Annotated in this window: 14 protein-coding genes and 1 pseudogene; 14 read left to right on the forward strand and 1 reads right to left on the reverse strand. The window is 66.3% G+C overall.

What is annotated here, in order from left to right; genetic code table 11:
• The 3 genes from WAW85_RS00715 to WAW85_RS00725 form a co-directional block, all read left to right on the forward strand.
• The coding region (locus tag WAW85_RS00715) for an RNA polymerase sigma factor (RefSeq protein ID WP_422557753.1) at positions 1 to 219 on the forward strand (219 nt) is incomplete at its 5' end.
• The gene (locus WAW85_RS00720) at positions 216 to 785 is read left to right on the forward strand and encodes a methylated-DNA--[protein]-cysteine S-methyltransferase (RefSeq protein WP_422557754.1); all 570 of its coding nucleotides are present in this window, start codon (positions 216 to 218) and stop codon (positions 783 to 785) included. The genes WAW85_RS00715 and WAW85_RS00720, both read left to right, overlap by 4 nt.
• Positions 782 to 1390 carry a DNA-3-methyladenine glycosylase I gene (locus WAW85_RS00725; RefSeq protein ID WP_422557755.1) on the forward strand — a complete coding sequence of 203 codons (609 nt, stop codon included), beginning with the start codon at positions 782 to 784 and terminating at the stop codon, positions 1388 to 1390. The genes WAW85_RS00720 and WAW85_RS00725 overlap by 4 nt, the downstream gene beginning before the upstream one ends.
• A 52-nt stretch (positions 1391 to 1442) precedes the next feature.
• Here the strand turns inward: WAW85_RS00725 and WAW85_RS00730 are convergent, their stop codons facing one another.
• A complete protein-coding gene (locus WAW85_RS00730) occupies positions 1443 to 2612 on the reverse strand; it encodes a diflavin oxidoreductase (protein ID WP_422557756.1) in 1170 nt (389 codons plus the stop codon).
• A gap of 159 nt (positions 2613 to 2771) precedes the next feature.
• Here WAW85_RS00730 and rpmE point away from each other — a divergent pair, with 159 nt between their 5' ends.
• The 11 genes and pseudogenes from rpmE to WAW85_RS00785 all read left to right on the forward strand — a co-directional run.
• On the forward strand, positions 2772 to 2984 hold the full coding sequence (gene rpmE / locus WAW85_RS00735; RefSeq protein ID WP_422557757.1) for a 50S ribosomal protein L31: 213 nt from the start codon (positions 2772 to 2774) through the stop codon (positions 2982 to 2984).
• 97 nt (positions 2985 to 3081) lie between these two features.
• Positions 3082 to 4155, forward strand: a complete 1074-nt coding sequence (gene prfA, locus WAW85_RS00740; protein ID WP_422557758.1) for a peptide chain release factor 1 — start codon at positions 3082 to 3084, stop codon at positions 4153 to 4155.
• Positions 4152 to 5054: a peptide chain release factor N(5)-glutamine methyltransferase gene (gene prmC, locus WAW85_RS00745; RefSeq protein ID WP_422557759.1), complete on the forward strand. Its 903-nt coding sequence runs from the start codon at positions 4152 to 4154 to the stop codon at positions 5052 to 5054. Before prfA ends, prmC begins: the two co-directional genes overlap by 4 nt.
• The gene (locus WAW85_RS00750) at positions 5051 to 5707 is read left to right on the forward strand and encodes an L-threonylcarbamoyladenylate synthase (RefSeq protein ID WP_422557760.1); all 657 of its coding nucleotides are present in this window, start codon (positions 5051 to 5053) and stop codon (positions 5705 to 5707) included. Before prmC ends, WAW85_RS00750 begins: the two co-directional genes overlap by 4 nt.
• 5 nt (positions 5708 to 5712) lie before the next feature.
• The gene (locus tag WAW85_RS00755) at positions 5713 to 6870 is read left to right on the forward strand and encodes a glycosyltransferase family 4 protein (RefSeq protein ID WP_422557765.1); all 1158 of its coding nucleotides are present in this window, start codon (positions 5713 to 5715) and stop codon (positions 6868 to 6870) included.
• A gap of 10 nt (positions 6871 to 6880) precedes the next feature.
• The gene (locus tag WAW85_RS00760; protein ID WP_422557761.1) at positions 6881 to 7363 is read left to right on the forward strand and encodes a hypothetical protein; all 483 of its coding nucleotides are present in this window, start codon (positions 6881 to 6883) and stop codon (positions 7361 to 7363) included.
• A 249-nt stretch (positions 7364 to 7612) separates the two neighbouring features.
• Positions 7613 to 8431, forward strand: a complete 819-nt coding sequence (atpB, locus tag WAW85_RS00765; RefSeq protein WP_422557766.1) for a F0F1 ATP synthase subunit A — start codon at positions 7613 to 7615, stop codon at positions 8429 to 8431.
• An 80-nt stretch (positions 8432 to 8511) separates the two neighbouring features.
• Positions 8512 to 8760 (forward strand): ATP synthase F0 subunit C, encoded by a 249-nt coding sequence (locus tag WAW85_RS00770; protein WP_422557762.1) that lies wholly within the window; start codon positions 8512 to 8514, stop codon positions 8758 to 8760.
• Between the two features lie 14 nt (positions 8761 to 8774).
• Positions 8775 to 9332, forward strand: coding sequence for a F0F1 ATP synthase subunit B (locus WAW85_RS00775; protein WP_422557763.1), 558 nt, complete (start codon positions 8775 to 8777; stop codon positions 9330 to 9332).
• 139 nt (positions 9333 to 9471) lie between these two features.
• On the forward strand, positions 9472 to 10287 hold the full coding sequence (locus tag WAW85_RS00780; protein ID WP_422557764.1) for a F0F1 ATP synthase subunit delta: 816 nt from the start codon (positions 9472 to 9474) through the stop codon (positions 10285 to 10287).
• A 61-nt stretch (positions 10288 to 10348) separates the two neighbouring features.
• Positions 10349 to 11145 (forward strand): annotated as a pseudogene (locus WAW85_RS00785) (F0F1 ATP synthase subunit alpha); the annotation flags it as partial.

Genomic DNA, 11145 nt, shown 5'->3' on the forward strand with positions numbered 1-11145 from the left:
GCCCCCGAGACCCCGGCCGGGGGCGAGATCTGGACGGCGGTGGCCGCGCTCCCGCAGCGCCAGCGGCTCGCCGTGGCGTATCACTACTTTGGCGGCCTACCGCACACCGAGACCGCGGCATTGATCGGCGGCAGCGCCGACGCGGTACGGCGCGCCTGCGCCGACGGCATCAAAGCACTCCGGAAGATCTGCGGCGACGACTGGGAGGGTGACCGATGAGCGAGGACGATGCATTGACGACGTTGCGTGCGCGACTGGTGGCCGAGGCCGCCGATCAGGGGCTGCTCGACGTCGCCTACCGCACCCTGGATACGCCGATCGGGCGGCTGCTGATCGCGGCGACGCCGGTCGGCCTGGTGCGGGTGGCCTTCGAGTGCGAGGACAACAACGAGGTGCTTGCGGAGCTCGCGGGCCAGATCTCGCCGCGGGTGCTGGAGGCGCCGCGCCGCCTCGACCCGGTGGCCGCCGAACTGGATGAGTACTTTGCCGGGACGCGCCGCGACTTCGACGTGCCGCTGGACTACGCGCTCTCGTCCGGGTTCCGCCAGACGGTGCAGCGGTACCTCCCACACATCGGCTACGGGCAGACGCAGACGTACAAGCAGGTGGCCGAGCAGGTGGGCAATCAGGGTGCCGTGCGCGCCGTCGGCACCGCCTGCGCCACCAATCCACTCCCGGTGGTGGTGCCATGCCACCGGGTGCTGCGTTCGGATGGCACGCTCGGCGGCTACCGCGGCGGCCTGGCCGCCAAAGGTGCGCTGCTCACACTGGAAGGGGCCGGGTGAGCGGCGAGCCCCGCACGGGCGTGGTGGTGGGCCCCGATCAACTGGCCCGCCCGGCGTGGGCGTCCGTCGATCCACTCCTGCGCGACTACTACGACACCGAATGGGGCATGCCGGTGCGCGATGAGCGCGGCATGTTTGAGCGGCTCAGCCTGGAGGCTTTCCAGTCTGGACTGTCGTGGGCGACGATTCTGCGCAAACGCCCGGCCTTCCGGGCGGCGTTCGCCGGTTTCGACCCGGACGCGGTCGCCGCGTTCAGCGAGAAGGACGTCGTTCGACTGATGGACGACGCCGCGATCGTCCGGAACCGGCGCAAGATCGCCGCGACGATCGGCAACGCCCGGGCCACCGTCGAGATGCGGTCTGATGGGGGACTGGGTGAGTTCATTTGGAGTTTTCAGCCCGGGCAGACGCCGCGGCCGCGCACGATAGCCGAGGTGCCGACCCAATCGACGGAGTCGGCGGCGCTGGCAAAAGCGTTGCGTGCCAAAGGATTCGCCTTCGTCGGCCCGACGACGATGTACGCACTGATGGAAGCGGTCGGCATCGTCGACACGCACCTGCTTCACTCGCACCGGCGAGGGTCATCCGGAGTGTGGGACGCGTAGGCGTCCGGGAGCGGGAGCGGGGCGACCCTTCGACAGGCTCAGGGAGCGGGGGTCAGTAGACGTCGCGGAGGTAGCGGCCCTCGGCGCGCAGTTCGGCGATCCGGGCGCGGGCCGACACTTCATCGTGCGGCCCGTGCTCGGTGAGAATCGCCACCAGCGCCTCGTCGACGCTGCGGGCCATCTCGTCGGCGTCGCCGCACACGTAGAGCACCGCGCCGTCCCGCAGCCAGTGGTAGATGTCCGCGCCGTGGCCGTCCATGAGGTGTTGGACGTACACCTTCTCTTCCTGTTCGCGTGAAAAAGCGACGTCGAGCCGGTCCAGGACGCCCTCGGTGTGCATCGCACTGATTTCTTCACGGTAGAGGAAGTCGTGGTCGCGGTGGCGGGCCCCGTGGAAGAGCCAGTTGCGGCCGCTGCCGGATTCGGTGGACCGGTGATGGAGGAAGCCGCGGAATGGGGCGATGCCGGTGCCCGGACCGATCATGATGATGTCGGTGTCCGGCTCGGGCAGCCGGAACGATTTGTTCGGGGTCAGGTAGATGCCGACCAGATCGCCGGGCTGCACGCGGTCGGCCAGGTAGGCTGACGCGGCGCCGCCGCGATCACGGCCATCCCCCCACGCATCGGTAGCGCGGTGGCGGACCGTGGCCGGCGTGAGGTGCAGGGTGTCGGTGTGCACATGCGGCGCCGACGAGATCGAGTAGGTGCGCGCGGCGAGCGGGCGCAGCTCGGCGAGCAGGGCCTCCGGGGTCGGCGACCAATCCGGCTCGAGGTTCAACAGGTCGAGCACGTCACGACCGCGCGACCAGGTGTCGAGCTCGGCCCGATCGGCGGCCAGCAGGTCGGCCGCGACCGCGTTGTCCAGTGTCGTCGCAAGGTGATTCAGCAGATACTGCGAGACCGAGGTGATCTCAAATCCGTGCGTCAGTGCGTTGGTGAGCGACTGCACGCCCTTGCGATCGGTGATCTCCGTCTCTCCCGGTACACCAAGCCGCGCGATGATGGCCGCCACCAGGTCCGGGTCGTTGCTCGGCAGCACGGAGACCGCATCGCCGGGCAGGTACTCCAGGCCGGATTCGCCGATGTCGAGCACCAGGTGACGGACCTCTTTGTCGCTCTCCGGTGAGGTCAGCAGGTTGTTCGCGACGACCTTCGCGCTAAACGGATTACGCCGCGACCAACGGGGTTTTTTCGCCGGGCGGTCTGTGCGATCAGTGGTCATGTCTTCGGATTCTGCCACGTGCGACGATTCGGTCCGACCGGGTGGATTCGGCGCCGACGGTGCGGCTGTGGAATAATCGATCGGTCAGTCCGGTTCCGGTTCACATCGAGTGCTTTGTGCCCGATGACCCGGCGACCACAGAGATTAAGGACCCTAAGAATGAAGCAGGACATCCATCCCGCCTACGAGGCGACCACCGTCGTTTGCGGTTGCGGCAACACTTTCGAGACCCGCAGCACCGCCAAGAACGGCCGGATCAACGTCGAAGTCTGTTCACAGTGCCACCCGTTCTACACGGGCAAGCAGAAGCTGCTCGACACCGGCGGCCGCGTGGCTCGCTTCGAGAAGCGGTACGGCAAGCGCACCAAGTAGCTTTCCCCCGACGCCCGGCTCACGATCGTTCCCACGGTCGCGGACCGGGCGTCGTTGCTATTTGCACAGTATTTTCCAGCAGAAAGTGGGTACCGGAGTGACCAGGCAGGCCACCGCGATCGACGACGTGCTCGCCGAGCACGCCGGTCTCGAGCAGCAGCTCGCCGATCCGTCGCTGCACAATGATCCGGACACGGCCCGCCGTGTGGGCAAGCGTTTCGCGGAACTCGCCCCGATGATGGCGACCTACACCAAGCTGGTCGCTGCTCGCGACGACCTGTCCGCCGCCCGGGAACTGGCCGAGGACGATCCGGCGTTCGCCGACGAGGTGGTCTCGCTGACGACCACCGTCGCCGAACTCGATGCCGCCCTCACCGACCTGCTTGCCCCACGCGACGAGCACGACAGCGACGATGTGGTGCTGGAAGTGAAGTCCGGTGCAGGCGGCGAGGAGTCGGCGCTGTTCGCCGCCGATCTGGTCCGCATGTACCTCAAATACTGCGAGCGCCGGGGCTGGAAGACCACCGTGCTGGGCATCACCGAGTCCGATCTGGGCGGCTACAAGGATGCGACCCTCTCGATCAAGGCGCGGGAGGTGAGTCGCGACGGGGTGTGGTCACGCCTGAAGTTCGAGGGCGGGGTGCACCGCGTACAGCGGGTGCCGGTCACCGAATCGCAGGGCCGGATCCACACGTCGGCCGCTGGCGTGCTGATCTACCCAGAGCCGGACGAGACTGCCCAGGTCGCTATTGACGAATCCGATCTGCGCATCGACGTCTACCGCAGCTCCGGTAAGGGCGGGCAGGGCGTGAACACCACCGACTCGGCTGTGCGCATCACGCACAACCCCACGGGTATCGTCGTGACCTGTCAGAACGAGCGTTCCCAGCTGCAAAACAAGGCGCGTGCCATGCAGGTCCTCGCCGCCCGGTTGCAGGCCGCCGCCGAAGAACAGGCCGCTGCCGAGGCCTCCGCTGGGCGCGCCGCGCAAATCCGTACTGTCGATCGTTCCGAGCGCATCCGTACCTACAACTTCCCCGAGAATCGGATCACCGATCACCGAATCGGCTATAAAGCCAACAATCTCGACGCGGTGCTCGCCGGCGACATGGAAGCCCTGCTCGATGCGCTGGTCGAGGCCGACAAGCAGGCCCGCCTCGAACAGCAGTGACCGCTAGCCAGCTCTCGGCCACTGCGCTGCGCTCGGCGGGTGCCGCTGTCCTCACCGCCGCCGGAATCGACTGTGCGGCCAGCGATTCCACATGGTTGCTCGCGCATGTACTCGGTGTCGATCCAGGAAAGTTGCTCCTGGTCGATCATGTGGCGGCAGCTGAGCGCGCCGCCTTCGACGCACTGATCAGTCGCCGCGCTCAGCGAATTCCGTTGCAGCACTTGACAGCACAGTCGGTATTCGCCGAGGTGGAGCTGGAGGTGGGGCCCGGAGTCTTCATTCCGCGCCCAGAAACCGAACTCCTTGCCCAATGGGCGACGACCTTCCTGCGCGCCCGCCCGACCGGCGCGCCGCTGCGCGTCGTCGACGCTTGTTCGGGCAGCGGCGCACTCGCCCTGGCGATCGCCACCGCGGTCCCGGCGGCGGCAGTGATCGCCGTCGAACGTTCCCCAGAAGCACTGGCGTATCTGCGCCGAAACGTGGCGGCGCAACCGGCATCGGTGGCCCGTCGCATCCAGGTGCGCGCTGGCGATGTCACCGACCCGCGCATATGGGCGGCGATCGGGGAGTGCGACCTTATCGTCAGCAATCCGCCGTACGTGCCGGCCGCCGCGCCCGTGTCGCCGGAGGTACGTTGTGACCCGGCGATCGCGGTTTTCTCGGGGGAGAGCGGGATGGACCTGATCGTGGAATTGGTGCCGCAGATCGCCGCCGCGCTGGTGCCGGGCGGTGCGACGGCGATCGAGCACGACGACACCACCGCGGCGCAGACCGCCGCTGTCCTGGCCGATGCCGGGGTATTCGCCGATGTGACGAACCACCGCGATCTGGCCGGACGCCCACGTTATGTCACCGCTACCCGAGCCGATGTCCCGGCCGTGCAAGGATGGAACTCGTGAGCGCTGTCTACGATTGCAGTGACCCGCATGAGCGGGCGGCCGGGGTGCATGCCGCGGTAGGCGCCGCGCGCGGCGGTCGGCTGGTCGTGCTACCCACCGACACCCTCTACGGCATCGGCTGCGATGCCTTCGACTCCGAGGCTGTGGCCGCACTGCTGGCGGCCAAGCGCCGCGGACGGGACATGCCCGTCCCGGTGTTGGTCGGCTCCTGGAACACCATCGACGGTCTCGTCCAGCGAGTCGGCCCACAGGCGCGCGCCCTGGTGCAGGCCTTCTGGCCCGGCGGCCTGAGCCTGGTGGTGGAGCAGGCACCGTCCCTGGCCTGGGATCTGGGCGACGGCGACGGCACCGTGATGCTCCGGATGCCCCTGCACCCGGTAGCGATCGAGATCCTCCGCGAGGTCGGTCCGATGGCGGTGTCCAGCGCGAACATCTCCGGCGGCGCGCCCACGGCCACCGTCGACGCGGCCCGCAGTCAGCTCGGCGATTCGGTCGCGGTCTACCTCGACGGCGGATCGGCCGATCACGCGCTGGCGTCGACCATCGTCGACCTCACCGGCCAGACGCCGGTGGTGTTGCGCGAGGGCGCCGTGCCGATCGAGGAGATCGCCGACGTACTCGACCTGACCGTCGACGAGCTGCGCGGCCAGTGACGTCGATCGACACCCTTGCCTTCGACGGGGTCGGTGGTGCCGGCGTTCCGCTTCGGGAGCTTGCGCTCGTCGGGTTCACCGCGGCGGGTGTGACGTTCCTGATCACCTCACTGGTGCGGGTTCTAGCGGTCCGGGCTGGCGCCGTCGCGGTGCCGCGCGAGCGCGATGTGCACGTGATCCCGACACCGCGACTCGGCGGCCTGGGCATGTATGTGGGCATCGTGTGCGCTATCGCGCTGGCCGCCCAACTGCCTGCGCTCAACCGTGGGTTCGCCTATTCGCACGATATGACCGCGGTGGTGACGGCGGGCCTGGTGATCGTGCTGGTCGGTGTCATCGACGACCGGTGGGGTTTGGACGCGCTCACCAAATTCGCCGGACAGGTCACGGCCGCCGGGGTGTTAGTGCTGATGGGCGTCAGCTGGTATCTCCTGTACGTCCCGTTCGCCGACATCGGCACCGTCGTCCTCGACCCGCTGCAGGCCGGGCTGGTGACCGTGCTGATCACCGTCGCCACCATCAATGCCATCAACTTCGTCGACGGACTCGACGGTCTGGCCGCAGGCCTCGGATTGATCACCGCGCTGGCGATCCTGATCTTCTCGCTCGGTCTGCTGCGCGATCAGGGCGGCGATGTCAGCTACTACCCGCCGGCGCTGATCACCACCGCGCTAGCCGGAGCCTGCCTGGGCTTTCTCCCGCACAACTTCTCGCCAGCCCGTATTTTCATGGGGGACTCCGGCGCCATGCTGATCGGGCTGATGCTGGCCGCCGCGTCGACCAGCGCCTCCGGTCGCCCGGCCCGTAGCGCCTACGGCACCGCCGATATGTTCACGCTGCTCTCGCCGCTCATCCTGGTCGCCGCGGTCGTGTTTATTCCGCTGCTGGATATGGTGCTGGCGGTGATCCGCCGCACCCGCGCCGGCGTTGGTTTCGCCACGCCAGACAAGATGCACCTGCACCATCGCCTCCTGCAGCTGGGGCACTCGCAACGGCGCGTCGCGCTGGTCATCTACCTGTGGGTCGGAGTGTTGGCTCTCTCGGTGGCCGCCAGCACACTGTTCTCGCCGCTCTCGGTCGCACCGTTCTTCGTGGTCGGCCTGCTCATCGCGTTGGCGGCGACCTTCGCTCCCAGGTTGAGTCGCCGTACTTCGCGCAGCTAGCCTAGGCGGCGTGCCCGACAACAGTGAACGCCCCGAGCCCGCCGACGACGCCGCCCTGGACCAGAAGAGCTACGACACCCTCGCCTCGCTGAAGAATGGCCTGCGCTACGGACTGCTCGGGCTGGCGGCGCTGACCGCGATCGGCCTGCTCATCTGGTGGCCGCTGGCCGGTCTGCCGGGAGTGTGGGGCGTATTGATCGGCGCCGGTGTCGGCGGAAGCTTCATTTTGCTGACCGTCGTCACCATCATGGCGACCACCAAGCTGTCGCCGTCAGTCACCATGGCCGCGGTCATGGGTTCGTGGTTCATCAAGATGGTGGTGGTGCTGGTGGTGATGGCCATTCTGGGCAATATGGACTTCTATTCCAAGGGGGCACTGGTCAGCATGTTGATCGGCGCCATCATCGCGGTGCTCGGCTCGGAGGTGTGGGGAGTCCTGACCACCAAAGCCCCGTACATCGACGACGCCGTCGACACCAGTGACAATGGGTGACGACACGACCGCGCCGGTGACGTGACCAGCGCCATAGTAGGGCTGCTGACCTGCTACTACGTCGCATAGTAGGACTGTTTCCGCCCGACGCGCCGATGGAAAACGCCACCTGATTCGGCTCTGCGGGTAACCACTTGATAAAGTTCTGAGCGCGAGACCGGTCACCATGGCCGCCGTCACTGAAGCACCGATTGCCGATCGGACCGAGAGTTGGATTGACTCTCCAGGTCCCGAACACGGGAGAGAACGCTGAGCGTCATCCTGGCCACCGCCGAGCAGGGCCTCCTGCTCGCTGCCGATGAGTTCCATACGCCGACCTTGAACGACTTCTTCCCGGAGGCGGTGCTGTTCCAGGGCTCCGAGTTCTTCCAGATGAACCGTCTGATGATCATGCGGATCGTGATCTCGGTTCTGGTCGCCGGACTGTTCGCCCTGGGCATGCGCCGCGCGAAGCTGGTGCCCCGCGGCCTGCAGAACGTGGTCGAGAGCATGCTGGACTTTGTCCGCATCAACATCGCTGAAGAGATCCTGGGCAAGGAGAACGGCCGCAAGTTCTTCGCGATCATTGCGTCGATCTTCTTTGCGACCCTGTTCCTGAACTTGTCGTCGGTGATCCCGTTTTTGAACATCTCGTCGAATGCCCGGATCGGCATGCCCATCGTGATGGCCGCCACCGCGTACATCACCTACATGTGGGTGGGTATCGCCAAGTACGGTTTCTTCGGTTTCATCAAGTCCTCGATCGTGCTGCCCGGCGTGCCGCTGGCGATCCAGCCGCTGCTGATTCCGATCGAGTTCATCTCGACCTTCGTCTTGCGTCCGTTCACGCTGACCGTCCGACTCATGGCCAATATGCTGGCTGGACACATCATGCTGGTGCTGTTCTTCGCCGCTACGCAGTACTTCCTGCTCAGTGGAACCTGGCACGTGATCTTCACGCCGTTCTCGTTGATCGCCGGTATCGGCTTCACGCTCTTCGAGCTGATGATCATCGTGCTGCAGGCCTACATCTTCGCGCTGCTGACGGCGGTCTACATCGACCTGTCGCTGCACGCCGACTCGCACTAACCCGACCGAGCAATACCTCAAGACTGACTCACTCGTCCGCCCGGGCGGGGAGCCACTAAGAAAGAAAAGGGAATCGAAAGATGAGCTACATCGCCCAGACTCTCGCCGACACCACCACGACCTTCAATGGCTCCGGCTTCGGTGCCATCGGCTACGGCCTGGCCGCCATCGGCCCGGGCATCGGCGTGGGCATCGTGGCAGGCAAGGCCATCGAGGGTATCGCCCGTCAGCCCGAGCTGGCCGGCCAGATCCGCACCACGATGTTCCTCGGTATTGCACTTTCCGAGGCGCTGGCGCTGATCGGTATCGTCGTCGGCTTCATCTTCTGATCTGAGCTATCGACATGATCAACACCACTGAGATTCTTCTTCTCGCCGCCGAGGGCGGCGAGAAGCACAACCCGCTGCTTCCAGCGTGGTACGACATCATCTGGTCGTTGGTCGCCTTCGCCGTCGTTCTCTTCGTCTTCTGGAAGTACGTGACTCCGCGTTACCAGAAGGTCCTCGATGAGCGTCGAGACACCATCGAAGGCGGCATCCAGCGCGCCGAGGCGGCACAGGCCGAAGCCAACGCTTCGCTCGTCGCCTATCGTGAGCAGCTTGCGGGCGCTCGCGAAGAGGCAGCCGAGATTCGTGACGAGGCGCGCCAGCAAGGCACGCAGATCATCAACACGATGAAGGTTCAGGCGACCGAAGAAAGCGACCGGATCATCGCCAACGGCGCGACCCAGCTGGCCGCCCAGCGGCAGCAAGTCGTCGCTGAACTGCGCAGCGACGTCGGCCGCATGTCGATCGACCTTGCCGAGAAGCTGGTCGCTGGCGACCTGTCGGACAGCGCGAAGCAGGCCTCCACCGTCGATCGCTTCCTCGCGGAGCTCGACGCCGAGCAGACTGCCAACTAAGTGACGATGACCACGGAGACAGGTGCAGGTCGGCGCGCGAGCAGCCCGGCTCATGCCGGGGGGTTCCTCGCCGCACCTGCGACCGTCGCCGTCGTTCACGCCACCAGTCGTGTCACGCCACTAGAAGGAATGTAGGTAGATGTACGCAGCGTCAAGCCGCGAAGCCCTGGAGGGCGCACGCGTCGAGCTCGAGACCGCCCTGCGGGGGGTCACCGGTACCGACGACATCGCCATCGGTGAAGAACTGATGACTGTCGCCGATACCGTGGGAAGCGACCGGGCCCTGCGTACTGCGCTGGCCGACTCGTCCACCTCTCCGGACGCGCGGGCCGCAGTGGCCACCGCCGTACTTACCGGCAAGGTCCACGACGTGACTCGGAACATGGTGGCTTCGGCTGCTGCCCGGCACTGGTCGCGCGATGGCGATCTGGCTCGCGCCCTGCAGGCGCTCGGCCGGGAAGCCCTGTTGCTGGCCGCCAAGCGGGAAGGCCGCCTGGACGTCGTCGAAGCGGAATTGTTCCGGTTGGCCAGCCTCGTCAAGGACAATCCGGCATTCGAGCTGGCGCTGTCCGATCGCTCGCGGAGCCGGGAGGACCGCCGGACACTGCTGGCCGGTCTGATCGGCGGCAAAGTCGACGACGTGACCGAGCGGCTCGCTGTGCAGGCCGTGCTGGTCGGCCACCAAGCACCCGGCGATGCGCTCGACGAGATTTCCGGACTGGCCGCGGCGACGAACGGCCGCAAGGTGGCCTACGTGACATCCGCTGGCGAACTCTCCGCGAAGCAGCGGACCGAGTTGGCCCAGAAGCTGTCCCGAATTTTCGACGCGCCGGTCACCCTGCATGTCGAGATCGATCCCGAACTGCTCGGTGGGGTCGTCGTCCGCGTGGGCGATGAGCGTATCGACGGCAGCATTGCGGGCAAGCTCGCGGCTCTGCGTCGCGACATGCAGTGACCATCCAAGCAATAAACGATTCCCAGACCCTTTAAGCAAGCCAGGAAGAGCAGGCAGGAATATGGCCGAGTTGACCATCTCCTCCGATGAAATTCGGAGCGCGATCGAGAATTACACCGAGGAGGTGCGCGGGGAGGCCACTCGTGAAGAGATCGGCCACGTCACCGACACCGGCGACGGCATCGCTCATGTGAGCGGCCTGCCGGGCGCTATGGCGAATGAGCTCCTCGAGTTCGCCGGTGGCATTCGCGGCGTCGCCCTCAACCTCGACCTGGATGCCGTCGGCGCCGTGATCCTGGGCGACTACGAGAACATCGAACAAGGCCAGGAAGTCAAGCGGACCGGCAACGTGCTGTCGGTGCCGGTCGGCGACGCTTTCCTCGGTCGCGTCATCAACCCGATCGGTCAGCCGATCGACGGCCTGGGTGCCATCGAGGCCGAGGGCGAGCGCGTCCTGGAGCTGCAGGCCGCCTCAGTGCTGGAGCGCCAGCCGGTCGAGGAGTCCCTCGCCACTGGTATCACCGCTATTGACGCGATGACCGCCATCGGCCGCGGCCAGCGTCAGCTGGTCATCGGTGACCGCAAGACCGGCAAGACCGCCGTCTGCATTGACGCCATCTTGAACCAGAAGGCCAACTGGGCCAGTGGTGACCCGAGCAAGCAGGTTCGCTGCATCTACGTTGCGATTGGCCAAAAAGGCTCGACCATCGCGGGCGTCAAGACCGCGCTCGAAGAGTCTGGCGCCATGGAGTACACCACCATCGTCGCCGCGCCAGCCTCGGACTCGGCTGGCTTCAAATGGCTCGCCCCGTACACCGGCTCGGCCCTCGGACAGCACTGGATGTACCAGGGCAAGCA

Origin of the sequence: Gordonia sp. (in: high G+C Gram-positive bacteria) (genome assembly GCF_049299075.1) — a bacterium.
Lineage (GTDB): Bacteria > Actinomycetota > Actinomycetes > Mycobacteriales > Mycobacteriaceae > Gordonia.